Here is a 21,650-nt window from a genome sequence, read left to right on the forward strand (position 1 = left end):
ATGACAAGCACAGGCCTGCAATTCACCCTAACACTTCCCGGCGTTGATGATATCGCGGTGATTGACTTCACCCATCGCGAAGCGCTTTCCGAACCCTTTGAGCTGGTGCTCAATCTGGCCAGTCGAGATGGCAGCCTGAACGCGGCAGAGCTGCTGGATCGTGAGGCTGAACTGACGATCTGGCAGGATGGCGAACCGCTGCGCCGGGTGCACGGTATCGTTTGCGAGTTTGGCCGGGGCGACCGGGGACATCGGCGCACCTTCTATTCTCTAGTGCTGCGCCCCGCGCTATGGCGGCTATCACTGCGTCACAACTCGCGGATTTTCCAGAAAGTCGATCCGCTCACCATCATTAATACCCTGTGCGATGAGCGGGGTATTACCGATGTGGGATTTGCGGTCACTCGCGAGCTTGCCGAGCGTGAGTACTGCGTACAGTACCGTGAAACCGACCTCGCCTTTATTGAACGCCTGGCCGCCGAAGAAGGCCTGTTTTACTTCCATGAATTTGCAGAGGGTAGCCATCGGCTGATCTTCGCCGATGATCCTCAGGTACTGACCAACCTCGGCGAACGCACTTACCACAGCCGTGCAGGCGGCACCGCGCCCAGCCGCCATGTGCGCAAACTGAGCCACACCGCCCGCGTTGCCACCGCCTCCGCCACGCTGAAAGACTACAGCTTTAAAAACCCCGCTTATGCGCAACTGCATGACCACCTGGGCCGCGATGTAGACGCTCATGGCCAGCAGACCGACTACGAACACTACGACTACCCCGGCCGCTACAAGCAGGACGCCTCTGGCAAACCCTTTACCCGCATCCGCCTGGAACAGCTACGCCGCGAAGCCATCACCGCCAGCGCCGAAAGCGATCTTCCCGAACTGGCCCCCGGCCTGCGTTTTACGTTGATGGATCATGACATCGATAGCCTCAACCGCGATTGGCAGGCCATTGAAGTCAGCCACTTCGGTGAGCAACCCCAGGCGCTGGAAGAGGATGGGATGATTGTCGGTAAAGAGTCTCAGGGTGACGCCAACGGGATGACCCGCTACCACAACCAGGTCACGTTGATCCCCGGCGACGCCCCCTGGCGAGCGACCCCTAACCCCAAACCTCGGGTCGATGGCCCCCAGGTCGCCTTTGTGGTCGGCCCGGAAGGCGAAGAGATCCACTGCGACGAGCACGGCCGGGTCAAAGTGCAGTTCCCCTGGGACCGCTACGCCGAGCCCAATGACACGGCGAGCTGCTGGGTGCGGGTTGCCCAAGGTTGGGCGGGCGGCGGCTACGGCAGCATCGCTATCCCCCGGATCGGCCATGAGGTAATTTTGTCGTTCTTAGAGGGCGACCCCGACCAGCCGCTGATCACCGGGCGGACCTACCACGCCGTGAATACCGCGCCGTACCCACTGCCGGAACACAAAACTCGCACCGTCATCCGTACCCAAAGCCACAAGGCCGACGGCTTTAACGAACTGCGCTTTGAAGACGAAGCGGGCGAAGAGCAGATCTGGCTCCACGCCCAGAAAGACCTGGAACTGCTCACCCTTAACGACCGCACCGAAGAGATCCGCAACGACAGCCATCTCAAGGTGCACAACGACCGCATCAGCGAGATCGACAACGACGATCACCACACGGTGCACAACAACCGCCACACGAAGGTAGACGGTGACGACCACCTGATGGTCGACGGCACCCGCCATGAAAAGGTCGGCCAAGCGCAGTTAATGGAAGCCGGGCAGGAGATTCATCACAAGGCGGGCATGAAAGTCGTCATCGAAGCCGGTGCGGAAATCACCCTCAAGGCCGGTGGCAGCTTCCTGAAAATTGACCCCAGTGGCGTCACCATTGTTGGCCCGCAGGTCAAGATCAACTCTGGGGGTAGCCCGGGTTCGGGCAGTGGGCAGGCCGCGCAGCCACCGCAGTTGCCGGTGGAGGTGGAGGCTCCGCCTAAATTTACGCCGGTAAAAGCACCGCAGCAGGCGGCACTCTTGCAGCAACAGGCGCTATGCCCCGTCTGTGAGGCGGCAAGTGAATGAGTAGCTGGCCTCTAAGCGCTGGTTTACAGAGCGGTGCATGGCACTGGCCTTTAGACCAGCGGGTCTACCTACTCCTGGACGGCGTACGCGTCGAGCAATTGGCGAGGCGGCTTTATGAATGGTCGGCAGAGTATCGACTCGATGCAGATTTGATTTATGCGGGCACTCCGTTGGCAGAGGTCAGTGACGTATCCCCGTGGCTTATCGCGTTGCCGAATACTCACCATCCCGTCTTGCAGGCCTTTTTAACGCAAGGTGCGGATAAAGAGTGGGGGTATCTTATTGAAAGTCAGGCATCGCTTGAAGATGTTGGCAATCACCTGCGCCAACTGTTGCAAGTGCGCCACCCCTCCGGCGTCGCCATGTGGCTGCGTTTAGCCGACCCCGCCGTGATCGCAGCGCTTTTGCCCGACCAAAGCACTCCGGCCATGGTGCCGTGGGGGCCTATTGAAGGCCTGGTGTACCCAGATGCGGTAGCCAGCGAATGGGTTAAAAGCACTCCCAAAAGTGTCGACGAATTACCCGTCGCGATTTCCTCGAATGGCTATCTACTCAATGAAACGCAGGTGAGTCGCTTACAAGCATGCGATAAACGTCGCGACTTGCGTACGCTGCTGCATTTTGTTGAAAAGCACTGTCCAGAGTGGCTGCTACCGGTGGAGCAACGTGAACGATACGACCTGCTGGCAGCGCTGACGCAATCTGCACGTGGGTATGGCTTTACCAATCCGCGCCAGTGGGGGCTGCTGTGCACGCTCTTTTCGCGCGAGCGTTGCACTAGCTGGTCAGCATTAAGCGAGCAGGCTCCCGAGCTCCACGCCTGCTTAACGACTGCAGAAGCGTCGCCCTCTGAACGACTTAAAACCGCCTTCACCATTTCTTCTTACTCTGAGACGACATAGGGAGTTTGTCATATGTCTGCGTTTGAGCGCCCCACTGATGACCGGGACGACGGTGCACTTGCCGCCCACGAACTCCCCTGCCGGGATAGCGAAGATGGCGCCACCTGCCCACTTCTTCAAGGCAAGGTTCAACTGCTGCCACTACGCTATGGCCTGGTTGAGGAACTCGAACCGGGATGTCCCACGCCCTATGCCCTGAGCGCCCGGCCGCTGGGCCTTCGTTTGCTGCGCAATGGCTATCTCTACATACTCGACGGAGAGACGAAGGAACTCGCCGAGTACGAGTTTCGTGACCAGGGTGACACGATCAAAGGTGGCAAGCTCGACTACGAAACCGACCGAACGCTCTACGTCTGCTTTTCGGAGATCCAGTGGACGGACGCCAAACGCGCCCAGGTGCAGGAAAGCGAAGAAGATCGCGATGCCTTTATGCAGGCGGTTAATCTTGAAGGAGCCAACCCTGTTTCCGGCGGTGGTGAGCATCTGATCACCACCGCCCAGGCAGAAGCATGGGTAGCCGAGTTTGCAGAGGATGCCGCGCTAGAGGTGCCAGAAGAAGGCTATGAACAGGAAAGCGAAGCCTATCACTGGGAAAATGACCACTATTACCACAAAACGCGTTTAGGCAAGCTGCTAGATCAGCATGAGGTCGAGGACCGCGACGAGTGTCTCTGCCTGATAGTCCGCGATGATCTTGGCGTGATGCGTGATTTGGCGCAGTTTCAGGATAACGTGGTGGGGTGGATAGAGCAGTGGGCCACTGAGAATGAGGGGCGTACCGAGCGGGATTACATGCTGGCCTGCTATATAGAGTCGCTCTCTCAACTGAACGAAGCTTCGTTAGATGATATGCGCCAGGTGTCTGATGACCTTACCGTTCAGGCGATGTTGGACGAAGTTGGCGCGATGGAGGAGCCACGGAAAAGTGAGGTTCGGCAGGAGCTGCTTGATTTTCTCAATCAGGAGAGTAATACCGGTAGGTTGCCACAGTCCTACGACCCGGACTTACCCGAGGATCTTAAAGATCGCCTTGACGACATCCGTGACGATTCGAGTCTCACTAATTCGCGTACAATCGTCGATCAATTAAATAGCGAAGTGCATGGCTACTACCTCAAAGAGAGTCTTGGCGATAGCCTAGGGAGCGACTTTCTAGATCGCCATGGCGAGGCGTTGCTCTCGATGAAGCAGGGGCACAACGAGCGACTCAAGGCCCTGCTAAAAGGCAGTAAAATTGGAGAGCGAGGCATTAATGACCTGATTGAACGGGAGGCTATGGATGATTTTCTCGCTAAGCAACGCTCCCGCTTGCAGCGCTGGAATACCTTGCTGGATGCTATCTCGGATGATCGCGCCGATATGCTATGCAATACACGCTTCCATAACGCTGCCTGGTATTTTGATGCCCAGGTTGACGACCAGGTACTTGTAGGCTTCAAGGCCCAGTACGGCTGCTTGAAAGACATCTGCCGCAACGACGAGGTAACGGAGCGGATAGCCGATTGGTTGGAGGGCGCACCGTACTATGATAGACCGCTGTTCCATACGCTGCCGCTTGCTGAACAGAATGATTTCATCGGCCAGTACTCTACCATTGCGAATGCTGGCTACGGCACCTTGCTCAAGCTGGATGATTTACGCAGTGAGCTGATGTCCCTTGAGTCGGGGCAGTTACCCGCAGTTGATACACTGCCCGAGAATACTCAGGTTATTGCCGATAGTGCCCATCAAACCTTGGGGCCCGCTATCTCGCGGGGAATCGCCCACGTTATGGATGAGTTTTATCAGAGTATCGACCGTCACTCGATGCCTGATATTGAGGAGCTGTTCCGGCGACTGCCCAAGGCTCTACCGGCGAGGATTCTGGATGCCGCCCAGCGTACAGGGGCCAGTTTTGTGGTGGCGTCTCGTCAGGAGCTAGAGAGTTTCCGTCGCACTATGCAGCGTGTCTTGGCGCTGCGTGAGGAGCTCGATACTACCCGTAGGCGCCGCAATCAAGTGAAAGCAACCGCCGGGCACCGCTCCCCAGAGGCTCAACGCCTGCTTAATGAATTCAAGCGCCTTCGCCAGGAACTACAAACGGTGCATGAACCCGCTCTCGCGCGAGCTCTCAGCCCGATAGAGGAACTTCCTGAAAATAGTGTACGTATCGCAGGTGCGGCCCCTGGACGTGCGGCCCTTACCTTGGTGCTGCCCGCAGCCCAGCAGACCGAGGTGGGCGGGCTGATTCGCAATTTACGCCAAGGCGTTGCGGCAGCGCCTAGGGTAAATCTGGCTGGAGATGGGCTGGGGCTTTTGGTGTTTGCGGCTCAGTTTTCAGTCTTGAACAGCTCCGTAAAAATGTTGGTAGAAAATTATCTTAATGGTGGAGAACGTGATTGGACTCCTGTTTTAAAGAGTTCTGTCGCGACAGGCAGTGCTGGATTTCTAGCTGCTCAGGGAATTATGGATACTGCACTCAGTGCTAGGTCAAACGTGCTTGCTACTGCCTTGGACGTTCCTGGTGCTCAAGGGGTGAGTGCCTCCCTTGGAAGGCTGCATGTTTTTCTTGGTGGTTTTACATACTTCTTTGGCGCTTTTGCAGCGTATTCAAGTTTTTCTAACCGCCACGGAACATGGCAGGAAGCTGTGCGTAGCGGTAACCGTAGTGCTCAGAGTGCTGCCATGGGCAGTTTGGTCGGTGCAGGAGGCATGTTGGGCGCCAATGCTTATGGGCTAGTCAACACCCTGCATACAGGCTTTTCTGTAGCGTTCCGGGGTGTTGAATGGGCCGCTGCCGGCACTCGCCTGGGAGCGGTATTTTGGCGTTTTAACCTTGCTGGGGGCTTGTTTAGCGTACTCGAGTTAGGCGGTAGCTGGCTCTATAACCACTACAGCATCAGCCGTCATGACGAATGGCTACTGTCAACGCCTTGGAGCCAGGATGCCTCTAAGGCCGGCAATGATACGCTTGAAAGGTATCAGGCGAGGTTACAAGAGATTGCCCAGGCGCCCAAAGTCAATGTCAGTATTGAAGAAGCTGATAGCTGGTGGCGGAGGCAAATAAACGGACCAGAATCGGTCGATTTTAAACTTGTCTTACCTATCAGCCTGCAGGACCTCACGGCACCGTTTGGCGGCAAAGCGCCGGTGCGTCTTTCCCTGGGCGGCTACCAGGTGCAACCTGAAGATGGTGGGCGAGATTATCGGCCTGAGCGCTGGGTGACGGCTACCGATAAAATCGTGGAAAGCTTGACGCTTGCTGATAAAGCGCCACTCGCGTTTGCCCTGCCTCGGCCCGAGCCATTGAGCTCAATATCGGCGCGCCCCACCCATAATGTTTTTGCCGTTCGGCTGGAAGTGCTGGGCAGCGATGGCCAGTATCAGGCTAATGATTATCATATTTACGTGTCGCCTGCTGGCGGCGGAGGGGACTACACACCATCGGATGTTGCTATTCGTGGCGAGGAAGCCCCCTGGCGATACATTGATCCCCTTCTTTTTACTTGATTTAAGGCTCCCCTATGTCGGCCAAACAAAATCCAACGCCGCGCCCTGATATCCTACGGCCCCACCGGGCTGGTGATATTGAGTCCTTTCCAGGTGGCAAGGTTATTTACCTGTCGCCGTCTCCTTTGCCCACAAAATCCGCACCTCTGGATTTCAACCAGGCGATTGGGGAAGTGAACGATGCCTATTTGGATTTCGGAGGCAGCCTTCCCACGCCCTTCACTTGGCAGTTCACGTTAGGCATACCCTTTATAGGTTTTTTAATGTTGGTTTTTGTTATCCCAATGTTGGGGGGGGGGCTAATGTGGATAACAGGAAAGGATATCGCACTATTTTACGTAGGGATTGCTGGGCTCTTTAATGAGGTATTTGCTCAGGCCGTAGTGTTCTCGACATTGGTATTACTATTAGCCTTAGTGATTAAAGCCCACTACCACTTTAAGTTCCGCGAGGCTGTGCCGACTCGCTTCCACCGCCAGCGCCGCGAGGTAGCTTTTGCGCCGGGCGACGGAAAGCAGCCTATCATCGTGCCCTGGGAGAGCGTGGCGGCCTGGGTGACTGAGGCGCAGGGTATGACGCAATACGGTGTGCAGCGTCAGTATGGCTTGGGGATAGGCTTTATCGAGCCTGAAACAGGGCAGCAGCACTTCCTGGAATTATCACAGCCCGGCATGCCCTTGGCGTTGGGGCTTTGGGAAGCGGTGCGGGCTTATATGGAGTACGAGGTCAACACCCGCGAGGAACTCCAAGACCCGCACGGGCTGCATCGCCCCGGTGATCCGCCCTACGAGGGCGTGCACACCTTCCACAATGCCCGGAGCCGGTTGCACCGCCGCTACCGCGAGGGCGACATCGGCCTGTTTACGGTCACCATGTGGTACCTATGGCACATTCTCGACCTGTGGACGATACCTTTCCATCTTGCCGAATGGGAAATAAGCACCATCCAAAAAGCCGGTCAGAAGACGCTACCAGCGAGTCTTGATCAGTGGTCGCAACCCCTGCCCGAAGAACAGTGGGCTAAGCCCAGCGCAGAGATCACGCGCCTCTCGGCGGAAGTCAGGCAGCGCCACGCGAAACAGCCAAACCGGCCGATCACCGCCATCTTCGCCGAGGTCTATGCAGAAGAAGCACGACTTTCGAACTGAGGTAGAGAGTTCTACGGCTGGAACGGTCAGGGGGATTTTAGTAGCTATATTCTATAAAGCTATAAGAACTGCCCAATAAAGAATTTTCCGCGCTCTACCGCTATCGTTAGGCTTATAACTATTGTCCATGTCTTCCAAAAGCGCCTGTTTGTTAACAGACGCTTTTGGTGCTGCTAAAGGTGAATGTATGTCTACAACGAGGGTTGCTGCGCCGCAGAGCTATCGTGTGCCGCTGATAGCCACTGCGGCGATTGTGCTGGGCGCGCTGATTATTGGGGTGGTGTTTGAAGCCAATATTGGCCTGCTGATGATTGTTGGTGGGCTATTTGGCATGGTGTTGTATCACGCTGCGTTTGGTTTTACCTCGGCGTGGCGGGTATTTATTACCGAGCGACGGGGGCGTGGCCTGCGTGCGCAGATGGTGATGCTGGCGATTGCCGTGGTGCTGTTTTTCCCGGCCTTAGGGGCAGGCACTCTGTTTGGTAACGAGGTGTCGGGCTTTGTGGCGCCGATTGGTATCTCTGTGCTGGTAGGGGCGTTCCTGTTCGGTGTGGGCATGCAGTTGGGCGGCGGCTGTGCCTCGGGCACGCTGTTTACTGCGGGCGGTGGTAACGCTCGTATGCTGATTACACTGGTATTCTTTATTGTTGGCTCAGTGATAGGCTCCGCGCATTTTGCCTGGTGGCAGAGCTTGCCAGCCTTTCAACCGGTATCGCTGGTCAACGTCGCCGGGGTTAGCGGGGGAATAGCGATTAGTCTCGTGCTGTTTGTCGCTATTGCGGCGTTTACCTGGATGATGGAGAAGCGTCGCCATGGACAGCTAGAGCAGGCGCCGATCGTCGATAAGCATGGCTACGAGCGTTGGCTGACGGGGCCTTGGCCGTTAGTGGCGGGCGCCGTAGCGCTGGCGCTACTGAACTTTGCCACTTTGGCGCTGGCGGGCCGCCCTTGGGGAATTACCTCGGCGTTCGCGCTGTGGGGCGCTAAAAGCTTTGAGCTGGTGGGTGGTGATGTCAGCCAGTGGGGCTATTGGCAAGCACCGGGTAATGCGGCAGCCCTTGAAGCTAGCGTATGGAGCGATATTACTACGGTGATGAACGTGGGCATTATGCTTGGCGCGCTGGCCGCGGCAAGCTTGGCTGGGCGCTTTGCACCTAACTTCAGAATTCCGTTGAAATCTATTTTAGCCGCAATCATCGGCGGCCTAATGCTCGGTTATGGGGCGCGCTTGGCTTACGGTTGCAACATTGGTGCTTACTTTAGCGGTATTGCCTCTGGCAGCCTGCACGGTTGGGTGTGGCTGGTGGCCGCGTTTGCGGGCAACATGGCCGGCGTTAAGCTGCGGCCGTTCTTCTTCGCCGGTGTAGAGGGGCGCAAGCCCACCGCTAAAACTTGCTAGGGGATCGCGAGATCGCTTGTTAATACCCGCAATACGCTTTGGTTTAGCCCTGCTAAATCGAGGCGTTTTTTTTATCATCATGGCCTCTCTCTTCCACCTTTGTCGCAGTAGCATGTTACATTACGCTCAAACGCCGCGAACGCCCGATGTTGCTGCATTGCAGCAGTGATTGACATAAAAAAGAGAGTGCTTATGACTACCCAGAGTAGACGCCCCCTATACCTTCCTTACGCCGGTCCTTCTCTGCTCGAAATGCCGCTATTGAACAAAGGCAGCGCGTTTACTCAGCAGGAGCGCCTGGCGTTTAATCTGATTGGCTTGCTGCCGCAAAAGGTAGAAACCATCGAGGATCAGTTGGAGCGGGTCTATCGCCAGTATCAGCAGTGTCATGGCAACCTTGAAAAGCATATCCACCTGCGCGCCATTCAAGATGATAACGAAACGCTCTACTTCCGCTTGGTCTCCCAGCATCTGGAAGAGATGCTGCCGATTATCTATACCCCGACGGTAGGTCAGGCGTGTCAGGAATTCTCCAATATTTATCGTAACCACCGTGGTCTGTTTATTAGTTACCCCGACCGCGAACACATGGATGACATCCTGCGCAGCGCCACCAAAGATAACGTTAAAGTGATTGTAGTGACGGACGGTGAGCGCATCCTCGGTCTAGGCGACCAGGGCATCGGGGGGATGGGGATTCCGATCGGGAAGCTGGCGCTGTATACCGCCTGTGGTGGTATCAGCCCCGCCTACACGCTGCCGATCATGATTGATGTGGGCACCAACAACAAAGCGCTGCTGGATGATCCCATGTACATGGGCTGGCGCCACGAGCGGGTAGGGCAGGAAGAGTATGACGCCTTTATGGACGAGTTTATTGCCGCGGTTAAACGCCGTTGGCCGAACGTACTGTTGCAGTTTGAGGACTTTGCCCAGGCCAATGCAGTCCCACTGCTTGAGCGCTACCGCAATGAGCTTTGCTGCTTCAACGACGACGTGCAGGGTACCGCTTCTGTGGTCGTAGGTACGCTCATGGCGGCTTGCCAGGCTCGTGAAGAAACCATTGCCCAGCAGCGCGTGGTATTTGTCGGTGGCGGTTCGGCGGGCTGCGGAATTGCCGAGCAAGTAGTGGTCGCCATGGAGGCGGAAGGCCTAACCGAAAGCGAGGCCCGAGCGCGTATTTTCGTTGTTGATCGCGATGGCTTGATGACCAGCGACCAAGCTTGGCAGCGCGATTTCCAGCGCCGCTTAGCCCACGACCCTTCGCTAGTGGCGGAGTGGAACGGTCAGGGCCTGGAAGAGACGATTGCGCAGATAAAACCCACGGTATTGATCGGCGTTTGCGGCCAGCGCGGTATCTTTACCGAGCAAGTTGTACGCACCATGCACGCGGGCTGTGAGCACCCGGTGATCATGCCGTTGTCTAATCCTACTTCCCAAGCTGAGGCGGTGCCGGAAGACGTCATCCGCTGGACCGATGGACAGGCATTAGTGGCCACCGGCAGCCCCTTTGCGCCCGTGGTACATAACGGTCGCACTTATCCTATCGCTCAGTGCAACAATGCTTACATCTTCCCGGGTATTGGGTTGGGCGTGATTGCCGCCAGCGCTAACCGGGTGACCGATGAGATGTTGATGAGCGCCTCGCGCGCACTGGCCCGTGAAGCGCCGTTGGTAAAAGAGGGTAAAGGCGCGCTGCTGCCGCCGCTGTCGCGTATTCGCGATATTAGTAAATCAATTGCCTTTGAAGTCGCCGCCCAAGCGCAGCAGAACGGCGTGGCGCTGAAAACCAGTGGAACAACGCTGCGCGAGATGATCGAAAAAGCATCCTGGTCGCCGGATTACCGCACCTATCGTCGCCGCGCTTTTTAAGCGTTCGGCTAAAAAAAAGCCCCCACCGAGGTGGGGGCATGCAAGCATTGGTAGGTTTTACCCTTTAGGCTGCGCCGATCATCTTGCGCAGCACGTAGTGAAGGATACCACCATGACGGTAGTAAGCCAGCTCGTTTACCGTATCAATTCGGCACTTGGCATCAACGCTACGCTCCCCATCGTCATTTTTGATCACCACTTTGACCGTGCCACCCGGCGTTAGGTCGCTTAATCCGGCAATCGAAATCTCCTCATCCCCGGTTAATCCTAACGTTTGACGGCTTTCGCCTTCGGCAAACTGCAGCGGCACAACGCCCATGCCGATCAGGTTAGAGCGGTGGATGCGCTCGAAGGATTCGGCGATTACCGCGCGGACGCCAAGCAAGCGAGTACCTTTGGCCGCCCAGTCCCTTGAAGAGCCGGTGCCGTACTCTTTACCGGCAATCACGACCAGCGGTTTGCCTTCCTCTTTGTACTTCATGGCCGCATCGTAAATGGCCATCTGCTCGCCGCTGGGTACGTGGCGTGTCTCGCCGCCGACTACGCCATCGAGCATCTCATTTTTGATCCGCACGTTGGCAAAGGTGCCGCGCATCATGACTTCGTGGTTACCCCGGCGCGAGCCGTAGGAGTTGAAGTCGACCGGCTTGACGCCGTGCTCTTGCAGGTAGCGCCCGGCGGGGCTGTCGGGCTTGATGGCACCGGCTGGGGAAATGTGGTCGGTGGTGACTGAGTCGCCCAGCATCGCCAGCACACGGGCACTGTGTACGTCTTCAATCGCTTCCGGCTCGCGGCCCATGCCTTCAAAGAAGGGCGGGTGCTGAATGTAGGTGGATTCAGGCCACTGGTACACTTTGCTTTCTGAAACGTCGATCGCTTTCCAGACGTCGTCACCCTCGAACACCGCGCCGTACTCTTTACGGAACATCGCGGTGTTGACTTGCTCAACGGCGCTGGCGATTTCCGCTTGGCTAGGCCAGATATCTTTTAGGTAGACCGGCTCGCCGTTGCTATCTTTGCCGAGGGGCTCCTTGGTTAGATCGAGCTGAACGTTACCGGCCAGGGCATAAGCGACTACCAAGGGCGGTGAGGCGAGCCAGTTGGTTTTGACCAGTGGGTGAACACGGCCCTCAAAGTTACGGTTACCGGAAAGTACCGAGGCCACCGCTAGATCGCCATCGTTGATGGCTTGCTCGATCTCGGCAGGTAGCGGGCCCGAGTTGCCAATACAGGTGGTGCAGCCGTAGCCGACAAGGTTAAAGCCCAGCGCATCCAAGTCGTCGTTTAGTTCAGCAGCTTCCAGATACTCGGTCACCACTTTGGAGCCCGGTGCCAGTGAGGTCTTCACCCAGGGCTTAGTGGTCAAACCCTTTTCCCGCGCTTTACGGGCCAGCAGCCCGGCGGCCATCATCACGCTGGGGTTGGAGGTATTGGTGCACGAGGTAATAGCCGCGATGACCACCGCGCCAGGGTCAAGGCTGAAGTCCTGATCATCCAGTTTAACGGCTTGGCTGGTGTCATGATTAAAGCTGCGTTCAGCGCCCACAGCGGTTTGGCCGCCTTCAGAGGAGAGCTTTCCTTTTGCGCTGGCATCCGCGTTGACGTCTTCCTGCATGAACTTGTCAAAGGCCGCCGCCATGTCTTTTAGAGCCACGCGATCCTGCGGACGTTTGGGGCCGGCCAGGCTGGCTTCCACCTCGGTCATGTCCAACTGCAGCGCGTCGGTGAAGATCGGCTCATCGTTGGGTTCGCGCCATAGCCCTTGAGCTTTGCTGTAGGCTTCCACCAGCGCGACTTGCTCATCTTCACGCCCGGTCAGGCGCATATAGTTTAGCGTCTCTTCATCCACCGGGAAGAAGCCGCAGGTAGCACCGTATTCAGGGGCCATATTGGCGATGGTGGCACGATCCGCCAGCGGCAGGTCTTTCAAGCCGTCTCCGTAGAACTCAACGAACTTGCCCACCACGCCTTTTTTACGCAGCATCTCGGTCACGGTGAGTACTAAGTCCGTCGCAGTAATGCCTTCGCGCAGTTTACCGGTCAACTTGAAGCCAATGACTTCAGGGATCAGCATTGAGACCGGCTGACCCAGCATGGCCGCTTCGGCTTCGATACCGCCAACGCCCCAGCCAAGTACGCCCAGGCCGTTGATCATAGTGGTGTGTGAGTCGGTGCCGACGAGAGTGTCAGGGTAGGCGAAGGTCTTGCCATCTTCGTCCTTGATCCACACCGTTCTGCCCAGGTACTCCAGATTGACCTGGTGGCAAATGCCGGTGCCGGGGGGCACAACGCTGAAGTTATCAAACGCCTGCTGACCCCAGCGTAGAAACTCGTAGCGCTCGCGGTTGCGCTGCATTTCAATATCGACGTTCTCTTGAAACGCCGCTGGGTTGCCAAACTTATCGACCATTACTGAGTGGTCGATGACCAGATCGACGGGGGAGAGCGGATTGATCTTGGCTGGGTCTTCGCCGAGGCTTTCTACTGCGGCGCGCATGGAGGCTAAATCCACTACGCCGGGTACGCCCGTAAAATCCTGCATTAATACCCGTGCTGGGCGGTAGCCGATTTCACGGCTGGATTTACCCTCGGCCTGCCAGTCGACCAGGGCCTGCATGTCTTTTTGATCTACGCTTTCGTCATCGGCGAAGCGCAGCTGGTTTTCGAGTAGAATCTTGAGCGTTTTGGGGAGCCGGTCAATATTGCCGAGTGTCTCGGCCGCTTGGGGTAGGCTGTAGTAGTGATACGTGGTACTGCCAACCTCTAGGGTACTTTGCGTATCGGGTATCTTGCTCATGCCATTCTCCTCTTATTGCTGGGTACTTAGTGACTTAACATCCACTAGGCGCGACGGTCACGGTCTTCCTTTCTAGTATGGCTTACCTTAGTTCTATATGGCTTACCTTAGTAAGAATACATGCGTCTTTGCATGGCCGCTTTCAAGGTTTCTTCGCCTAATAGCGTAGGCAAAACCTTGCAATAGCTTGTACTTGACACCATTTCAGGCAGACTCTGTGGCTAATTTTTTATATAGCTACTTATTGCACAGCTATCGACAAAGCTATCAGTCAAATCTTTACAAGGTGGTGTCATGGAAACTCGTCATGAGCGTTTGATTATTCTTGGCTCCGGCCCTGCAGGCTATACGGCTGCGGTGTATGCCGCGCGGGCAAACCTGAAACCGCTGCTGATTACCGGTATTCAGGCGGGTGGCCAGTTGACCACCACAACCGACGTGGATAATTGGCCGGGTGACGCAGAGGGGGTCCAAGGTCCTGAATTAATGGAGCGAATGAAACAGCACGCGGAGCGCTTCAATACTGAGGTGCTGTTTGACCATATCAATGAGGTAAGCCTAGGTGAAAAGCCCTTCACCTTAAAGGGCGATAGCGGTGTTTATACCTGCGATGCTTTGATTGTGGCGACCGGTGCCAGCGCGCGTTACTTGGGCTTGCCCACCGAGCAGCAATTTATGGGCCAAGGGGTTTCTGCTTGTGCCACCTGCGATGGTTTCTTTTATCGCAATCAGGAAGTCATTGTCGTGGGTGGCGGCAATACCGCTGTGGAAGAGGCGCTCTATCTTTCCAATATCGCCTCCAAAGTGACCCTGGTACACCGCCGTGACACGCTGCGGGCGGAAAAAATTCTCCAAGATAAGCTGTTTGAGAAAGCCGAGGCAGGCAAGGTTGCGCTTGAGTGGTTCCAGGAAGTCGAAGAAGTGCTCGGCGATAACTCGGGCGTGACAGGGATACGGGTTAAATCCACCCAGGATGGCTCAAGCAAAGAAATTCACGCGCCAGGCCTATTTATTGCCATCGGCCACAGCCCCAACACGGGCATCTTTGAAGGCCAATTAGCAATGAACGGTGGCTATATCAAAGTCACTTCTGGCTTGGAAGGCAACGCCACCGCGACTAGCGTGCCGGGCGTGTTTGCCTGCGGTGATGTGATGGATCACATTTATCGCCAAGCGATTACGTCAGCGGGCAGCGGTTGCATGGCAGCGCTGGACGCTGAACGCTATTTAGACGGTATTGCTGGGTAATTTCTCGTTTGCCTAAAAGCCGTGGATGGGTTGAAGCGCCTAATGATTAACAATCGATAGGCGCTTCATCCACACGCAAACGGCCCAACTGGCTAAGCACCAGTTTTTTCCCCCGTGAATCCTCGGCGCCACTGCCTGAGCAAATGGCGAAACTGCCGTTGTAACCGCTGGTATAGCCAAGCGAGTTGTAGCGTATGCGCGACCAGCCGCGGCTGTAATTTACTCGGGTATTCTGTTGAGTCGGTACAATGCGCAGGATATCTTGCTCATCCAGGCTCTCAGTCTTATCGCCTTGCACAATCAGTAGCTCGCCACCCCAGTCGTTATGGCACGCATTGCGCTGTTCTGAAGCCGGACACACGGTAATCGCGCTACGTTGACTAATCGCCGTGCTGCGCGCGAGCGAAAACGCGCTCTGGAAGCGATTGATTTCGCTGGTTTGCGCGGTTCGCTCACCCAGTGCTTGAAAATTGGGCAGCCCCAACGACGTCACTATCCCCACCAGCAGCAGCGTAATCAGTAGTTCAAACAGCGTAAAGCCGCCTTCAGGCGTGGTGTCTCTTGCCATATAGCCGCCCTCATGTGCCCCTCCTAACTTGACCCTGTCATCGCCCACGCTATGCTCATTGTCCGTCGCAGTGACCACGATTGATTGGTGATTTAGTTACTCTAGGCGACGACGACTATTTTTTATGTAAGCCAAAACGGACAATTTTGTGAGCGATTTCCTAATTATTGGCGGCGGCGTGATCGGCATGATGACGGCGCTGCAATTAGCCGATGCCGGGCAACAAGTGACCTTGGTCGAACGTGGCGAGTGCGGCAAAGAGGCATCATGGGCCGGTGGTGGTATCGTTTCGCCGCTCTATCCCTGGCGCTACGACGCCGCAATATCGCAGCTTTCCCGCTGGTCGGAAGGCGTTTACCCCTCGCTAGCGCTGCGCTTGTTAGAAGAGACCGGCATTGACCCTGAGTATCGTCAAAAAGGGCTGCTCTACCTAAATGTGGATGATGCCGGAAAAGCGCTGGAATGGGCGCGCCAGTTGGGTAAACCGCTAGAGCGGGTAGCGGCAGACTTTGTCCACGCTAAAGAGCCCGGCGTGGCGATGGCAGGTGACAGCGCGCTATGGATGCCGACCCTTGGCAGCGTGCGCAACCCGCGTTTAGCCAAGGCGTTGAAGGCACGGCTAGCCGCGATGCCTCAGGTAACGCTACGGGAGCAGTGCGATGTTAGCGGTTTTATTCATGAGGCTGGTAAGAGAGAGGGCAGCGTTGAGGGCGTGATGACGTCTCAGGGGGCGCTAAAGGCGGGGCGTATCGTAGTGTGTGGTGGCGCTTGGGCCGCGCAGCTGTTAGCGCAATTAGATGTGCACTTGCCGGTAAGGCCCGTTAAAGGCCAAATGATCGCTTATCAGGCGACCAAGGGGCTACTGCAGCGCGTGGTGCTAAAAGACGGCCGCTATATTATTCCGCGTGCAGATGGTTTGTTACTGGTTGGCTCTACGCTAGAGGAGGCGGGGTTTGATAAGACCACCGACGAGGCAGCCCTGGCCTCGTTAAAGCAGAGTGCAGAAGCCATTTTGCCAGCCTTGAAGAGGTGCCCGGTAGCGAATCAGTGGGCCGGGCTGCGGCCAGGCTCCCCTGAAGGTATTCCGTTTATTGGCGCGCTTCATGAGTGGCCCAACGTGTTTGTTAATGCCGGGCACTATCGTAACGGCTTGGTATTGGCGCCGGCGTCGACCCATTTACTGGTAGATCAACTGTTGGGGCGTGAACCGCTGATTGCCCCAGCACCTTATCAACCGAACCCAGAGCGACTCACACAGGCTTAAGGCGTTCCGTCTTTATCCTGCTGCTCTTGCAGAAAACGGTCGCGATGGGCGCCAGAGCAGAACCACTGTTCTTGGTCGCGCAGCGCTTCATCTTCAGGTACATGCACATCGCACCAGCGGCAGCGCACCATTTTGCCGCCCTCATGGCGGTTGATTGTTTTACTTTTTTCGTCATGCTCAAGCTTGCGTTGCCGGTAGATGCCGTAAAGCTTTAAACCGGCATAAAATAGAACGGCGAAGATAATCAGCCGAATGATCAAGAGGTTCATCCTTTTTGGCCCCCGAAGTAGGGATTTAGACGGTGTGAGTGCCGCACGGCCTTTGCCAGTTGGCGGCCCTTGCGGGACAATGCATGTATGACGGTGTAACCCTATTTAAAGATTCTCAAGAGATTTTGACGCCCATGCAAGACTTAACGCTGGTAATGGCCCAACTTGATCCTCTGGTCGGGGATATTCCCGGCAATGCCGCACGCGCGATTGAAGCCGTGCGTGAAGCGCGGATTGAGCATGGGGCGGATATTGTGGTCTTTCCTGAGCTTTTTTTGTCGGGCTACCCACCGGAAGATCTGCTGCTGCGCCCCTCAATGGAAACCCGCCTGCGCGAAGCCCGCGCTCTGATGGCATCGAAAGTTGCCCGCGATGTGCTGGTGATTATTGGCTACCCCGGCGTCCGCGAAGGCCGCTGCTATAACTTGGCGGGCGTACTCTATAACGGCCAGTGGGAAGCCGAATACGCCAAGCAGGCGCTGCCTAACTACCAAGTGTTTGATGAGCAGCGCTACTTTACGCCCGGCACCGAGACGCTCGTCTATGAGCACAAAGGCGCCAAACTGGGCATCGTCATCTGCGAAGACCTGTGGGACGGCGCACCGGTTAAGGCCGCCGCAGACGCGGGCGCTGAGATGCTGATCACCTTACATGCGTCACCCTATCACCAGGATAAGCCCGCGGAGCGGCTGCGTTTGCTGGAGACACACGCCCGGGACACGCAGCTACCCATCGTGTATGTGAATACCATCGGTGGTCAGGACGAACTGGTGTTTGACGGCGGCTCCTGCTGCGTTAACGCCTACGGACAGATACAGGTGCTGGCGCCGTATTGGCAGGCGGGCCTGATGCCAGTTCAGTTTTTGCAAACCAGCGCGACTACCTGGGAACCCCAGCCCGGCGAGATTGACCCCGAAGTGGCACCAGAAGAGAGCCTCTACTGCGCGTTGGTGACCGGCCTGCGCGATTACGTTAATAAGAGTGGTTTTGACGGCGTGGTGCTGGGGCTTTCCGGCGGTATCGACTCCGCACTTTCGCTTGCCATTGCGGTGGATGCGTTGGGCCCTCAGCGGGTGCAGGCGGTGATGATGCCCTACCACTACACGGCGGATATCTCCAAACAGGACGCCGCCGAGCAGGCAAAACTGCTGGGTGTTCACTACGACATCATGCCGATTGAGCCCATGGTCGATGCCTTTATGGGCACACTGGCGGAGAGCTTTGCCGGGACCGAGCGGGATACTACTGAAGAGAATCTGCAGTCGCGCTGTCGCGGTGTGCTGCTGATGGCAATCTCGAATAAAAAAGGCCTGATGGTGCTGACGACCGGTAACAAGAGCGAAATGGCGGTGGGCTATGCCACGCTGTATGGCGATATGGTGGGCGGTTTTAATGCCATTAAAGACGTCTATAAAACCTGGGTATACCGCCTAGCGCGCTGGCGTAACACGCAATCACCCGCCATTCCTGAGCGGGTGATTGAGCGCCCACCCAGTGCTGAGTTGGCGCCGGATCAGCAAGATAGCGACTCTTTGCCTGATTACGACACCCTCGACGCTATCCTATTGAGCTATATCGAGGGCGACATGAGCGCTGAAACGATCATCGCTGGTGGTTTTGACGCTGCCGACGTCTATAAAGTGGTGAAGCTGGTTGATCGCTGCGAGTATAAGCGCCGCCAGGCGCCTATTGGCGTGCGCGTTACACCGCGCGGTTTTGGCCGGGACCGCCGCTACCCGATCGTCAACGGTTGGCAGCCTGGCGACTAACAGTGGGCCGCAACTACTCAATAGACATGTTAAAAACCACGCATCCGCGTGGTTTTTAATCTAAACAAAACACCGGAGTGTTTTAGTCGCTACGACCTAAATGCTTGGGAATAAAGCGACTGCCCTGTAACTGCTCATGGTCTGGCGCGTTCTCACGCAGGACTGCTAGCACTTCACTGGCGCGGTCATCCATTTCTAGGCCTTGGTAACCCTCTACCATGGTGGCTAACGCATCCCGAGTAGCGCTGGATTCAGGGTAGTTTTCGACCACCCAGCGGCCACGCTCAACCGCCGCCAAATAAGCCCCACGGCGCAGGTAATAATCCGCCACGTGTAGCTCATGGCGCGCCATCAATTCGCGCAGATAGACAATACGCTGCTGTGCATCGGCGGCGTAGTCACTTTGTGGATAGCGTTGAATCAACTCGCGGAAATCGTTATAGGCATCTCGCGAGGCACCCAGATCGCGCTTGGATATATCGATCAGACGCAAACGCTCCAGACTGAAACGGCCCGCCTGCCAAGCGGAAAGACCACGCAGATAGTAGGCGTAGTCAACTTGAGGGTGGTCGGGGTGCAGGCGGATAAAGCGGCTGGCCGCCGCGCGGGCTTCTTCCCAATTGCTGTTTTCGTAGTAGGCATAGATCAGCTCAAGCTGGGCCTGCTCTGCGTGCGCGCCAAACGGATAGCGAGTATCAAGCGCTTCTAAGCGCTCGATCGCAATCGGATAGCGGTTGCTGTCTAGAGCTGTGCGGGCCAGTTCATAGAGCTCACGCTCCTGCACCCCAGCAAATTCATCTTCCTCTTCTTCGCTGGTGTCGTTACTTGCACAGCCCGCTAAGAGGGCGAGGCTAAGGGCTAGAACACCAAAGCGGTTGGCAGCTGAAAAAACGCGCATCATCATCCTCATTGCAAACAAGCCTCAATCACCAAAAAGCGGCGATGGCCATAAGTAGAAATGGTAGAATAGGTCTCAGTCCGCCCACTATAAAACACCTCGGCACAAAACGCAGGCCTAGCGACGTTTCGTCAGGTGTTGCCAATGCTTATTTTTCCATGCCGGGGCTGATTTTTTCACCTTGCTTGGGCTTTTTGTGCTTTAAAGGGGGGTTCATGTCTCTAATAGGTTTTTCATGTCTCGTATAGTTGAAGACACGCAGCGCGTTCCTGCCACGCTGGCTGGCGCTCGTTTAGACCAAGTGGCGGCTGAGTTGTTCAGCGATTACTCCCGTGAACGCCTAAAAGCGTGGATTAACGCCGGTGAACTAACGGTCGATGGTGCCCAAGCCAAGCCGAAAGCCAAGCTGCATGGCCACGAAGTGTTGGCGCTTCAGGCCACCATTGAAGACGATACCCGTTTTGAGGCGCAGGATATTGCGCTGGATATCGTTTATGAAGATGACACGCTGATGGTGATTAATAAAGCCGCCGGCATGGTGGTTCATCCCGCTGCGGGTAATCCGGATGGCACGCTGCTGAATGCACTGCTGCATCATCACCCGGCCATTGCCGAAGTGCCCCGAGCGGGCATTGTGCACCGCTTAGATAAAGACACCACCGGTTTGATGATGGTCGCTAAAACGCTGCCTGCGCAAACCGCGCTGGTCGAGCAGATGCAGGCACGCAGCGTGTCACGTCAGTACGACGCGGTCGTCATTGGTAAGCCTGTCTCAGGCAGTACCATTGACGCACCGATTGGCCGTCATCCCAAAGACCGCAAGCGCCAGGCGGTGACTGCTTCAGGCAAGCCTGCCATTACCCACTTTCGTGTTGTAGAGCGGTTCCGCGCCCATACCCATGTGCGCTGTAAGTTGGAAACGGGGCGCACTCACCAAATTCGTGTGCATATGGCGCATGCTCGACTCCCTTTAATTGGTGATCCCATGTACGGTGGTCGCGCCAAGCTGCCGCCGGGCGCCGCTGAGCCGCTGAAGGAGATCCTGCGAGAATTTCCACGCCAGGCTTTACATGCGCGAAAATTGATTTTCAAGCACCCGATCAGTGGTGAAACATTAACCTTTCAGGCAGACCTGCCTGATGATTTGTTAATGTTGCTGGACTACCTGCGCGAAGATAATGAGACGATGCGATGAGCGACGCCATTAATTTACAGCCCACGCTTTTAGTGCCTGACTGGCCTGCGCCGGCTAACGTACGCGCCTTTGTCACCACTCGTGAATCGGGACCGAGTCAGGGTGATTTCGCCGCTTTTAATACCGCTTTACATGTCGGCGATAATGCTGACCATGTCGCACTGTGCCGTCGACTTTTGCAAAAAGAGCTCGGTGATGAGCGGCCTCTGTTGTGGCTTAACCAAACCCATGGCGCGCGAGTACAACAGGGTTATCAGCCTGATGCGGCCGACGCGGATGCGTCTATTGCCACGTCCAATGAGTACGCCTGCGTAGTGCTTACCGCCGACTGCCTGCCGGTCATGTTTTGCAACCGTGCTGGTACTCAGGTGGCCGTTGCCCATGCCGGATGGCGCGGTTTGGCGGGTGGCGTGCTGGAAGCGACCATCGCTGCTATGAACACTGCCCCGGATGATATTTTGGTGTGGTTAGGGCCCGCTATTTCTAACGCCCAGTTTGAGGTTGGCCCGGAGGTTTACGGCGCCTTTGTGGCGGTGCACCCTGAAACCGCCGAGGCCTTTGATCATAGCCCCTACCGTTTAGGCCATTACATGGCCGATCTGTATCGCTTAGCACGGTTTCGCTTAGAGGCCTTGGGTGTTAACCATATCAGTGGCGGCCACTTCTGCACCGCCTGTGAATCGCGTTTTTACTCCTATCGCCGTGATGGCGGGAAAACCGGGCGTATGGCCAGCGTGATCTGGATCAATTAACGTTAATAAAAGCGTCCTTTAAGCCAGCGGTTTACGCCGC

The 21,650-nt window shown here is 56.4% G+C and carries 15 protein-coding genes; 11 read left to right on the forward strand and 4 right to left on the reverse strand.

What is annotated here, in order from left to right; all coding sequences use genetic code 11:
* The 6 genes from QT230_RS10895 (at position 1) to QT230_RS10920 (ending at position 10,850) form a co-directional block, all read left to right on the forward strand.
* Positions 1 to 2,040, forward strand: coding sequence for a type VI secretion system tip protein TssI/VgrG (locus tag QT230_RS10895; protein WP_308321763.1), 2,040 nt, complete (start codon positions 1 to 3; stop codon positions 2,038 to 2,040).
* Positions 2,037 to 2,942 (forward strand): DUF4123 domain-containing protein, encoded by a 906-nt coding sequence (locus QT230_RS10900; RefSeq protein ID WP_308321764.1) that lies wholly within the window; start codon positions 2,037 to 2,039, stop codon positions 2,940 to 2,942. The genes QT230_RS10895 and QT230_RS10900 overlap by 4 nt, the downstream gene beginning before the upstream one ends.
* A gap of 12 nt (positions 2,943 to 2,954) precedes the next feature.
* Positions 2,955 to 6,431 (forward strand): toxin VasX, encoded by a 3,477-nt coding sequence (locus tag QT230_RS10905; protein ID WP_308321765.1) that lies wholly within the window; start codon positions 2,955 to 2,957, stop codon positions 6,429 to 6,431.
* Positions 6,432 to 6,445: 14 nt separating this feature from the next.
* Positions 6,446 to 7,579, forward strand: a complete 1,134-nt coding sequence (locus tag QT230_RS10910; RefSeq protein ID WP_308321767.1) for a hypothetical protein — start codon at positions 6,446 to 6,448, stop codon at positions 7,577 to 7,579.
* A 187-nt stretch (positions 7,580 to 7,766) separates the two neighbouring features.
* On the forward strand, positions 7,767 to 8,978 hold the full coding sequence (locus QT230_RS10915) for a YeeE/YedE family protein (RefSeq protein WP_308321769.1): 1,212 nt from the start codon (positions 7,767 to 7,769) through the stop codon (positions 8,976 to 8,978).
* A 192-nt stretch (positions 8,979 to 9,170) separates the two neighbouring features.
* Positions 9,171 to 10,850 carry an NAD-dependent malic enzyme gene (locus QT230_RS10920; protein WP_308321771.1) on the forward strand — a complete coding sequence of 560 codons (1,680 nt, stop codon included), beginning with the start codon at positions 9,171 to 9,173 and terminating at the stop codon, positions 10,848 to 10,850.
* A gap of 64 nt (positions 10,851 to 10,914) precedes the next feature.
* On the opposite strand, the gene acnA is transcribed toward QT230_RS10920, so the two are convergent.
* Positions 10,915 to 13,647 (reverse strand): aconitate hydratase AcnA, encoded by a 2,733-nt coding sequence (acnA, locus tag QT230_RS10925; RefSeq protein ID WP_308321773.1) that lies wholly within the window; start codon positions 13,645 to 13,647, stop codon positions 10,915 to 10,917.
* A 294-nt stretch (positions 13,648 to 13,941) separates the two neighbouring features.
* Here acnA and trxB point away from each other — a divergent pair, with 294 nt between their 5' ends.
* Positions 13,942 to 14,895, forward strand: a complete 954-nt coding sequence (trxB, locus tag QT230_RS10930; protein WP_308321775.1) for a thioredoxin-disulfide reductase — start codon at positions 13,942 to 13,944, stop codon at positions 14,893 to 14,895.
* Between the two features lie 46 nt (positions 14,896 to 14,941).
* Here trxB and QT230_RS10935 read toward each other — a convergent pair whose 3' ends face one another.
* Positions 14,942 to 15,463, reverse strand: coding sequence for a GspH/FimT family pseudopilin (locus tag QT230_RS10935; RefSeq protein ID WP_308321777.1), 522 nt, complete (start codon positions 15,461 to 15,463; stop codon positions 14,942 to 14,944).
* A gap of 148 nt (positions 15,464 to 15,611) precedes the next feature.
* Here QT230_RS10935 and thiO point away from each other — a divergent pair, with 148 nt between their 5' ends.
* Entirely contained in the window at positions 15,612 to 16,727 is a 1,116-nt protein-coding gene (gene thiO / locus QT230_RS10940; RefSeq protein WP_308321779.1) for a glycine oxidase ThiO, read from the forward strand.
* Here thiO and QT230_RS10945 read toward each other — a convergent pair.
* Positions 16,724 to 16,996, reverse strand: a complete 273-nt coding sequence (locus QT230_RS10945) for a PP0621 family protein (protein ID WP_308321781.1) — start codon at positions 16,994 to 16,996, stop codon at positions 16,724 to 16,726. The two genes, thiO and QT230_RS10945, sit on opposite strands and share 4 nt — an antisense overlap.
* A 134-nt stretch (positions 16,997 to 17,130) precedes the next feature.
* Between QT230_RS10945 and QT230_RS10950 the strand changes: the two genes are divergently transcribed.
* A complete protein-coding gene (locus QT230_RS10950) occupies positions 17,131 to 18,765 on the forward strand; it encodes an NAD+ synthase (protein WP_308321805.1) in 1,635 nt (544 codons plus the stop codon).
* Positions 18,766 to 18,847: 82 nt separating this feature from the next.
* On the opposite strand, the gene QT230_RS10955 is transcribed toward QT230_RS10950, so the two are convergent.
* Positions 18,848 to 19,663 (reverse strand): outer membrane protein assembly factor BamD, encoded by an 816-nt coding sequence (locus tag QT230_RS10955; RefSeq protein WP_308321783.1) that lies wholly within the window; start codon positions 19,661 to 19,663, stop codon positions 18,848 to 18,850.
* Between the two features lie 235 nt (positions 19,664 to 19,898).
* Between QT230_RS10955 and rluD the strand changes: the two genes are divergently transcribed.
* Positions 19,899 to 20,858 (forward strand): 23S rRNA pseudouridine(1911/1915/1917) synthase RluD, encoded by a 960-nt coding sequence (gene rluD / locus QT230_RS10960; protein WP_308321785.1) that lies wholly within the window; start codon positions 19,899 to 19,901, stop codon positions 20,856 to 20,858.
* On the forward strand, positions 20,855 to 21,610 hold the full coding sequence (gene pgeF, locus QT230_RS10965; protein ID WP_308321787.1) for a peptidoglycan editing factor PgeF: 756 nt from the start codon (positions 20,855 to 20,857) through the stop codon (positions 21,608 to 21,610). Before rluD ends, pgeF begins: the two co-directional genes overlap by 4 nt.
* Positions 21,611 to 21,650 lie beyond the last annotated feature (40 nt).

Origin of the sequence: Halomonas sp. SpR8 (assembly GCF_031010195.1) — a bacterium.
Lineage (GTDB): Bacteria > Pseudomonadota > Gammaproteobacteria > Pseudomonadales > Halomonadaceae > Vreelandella.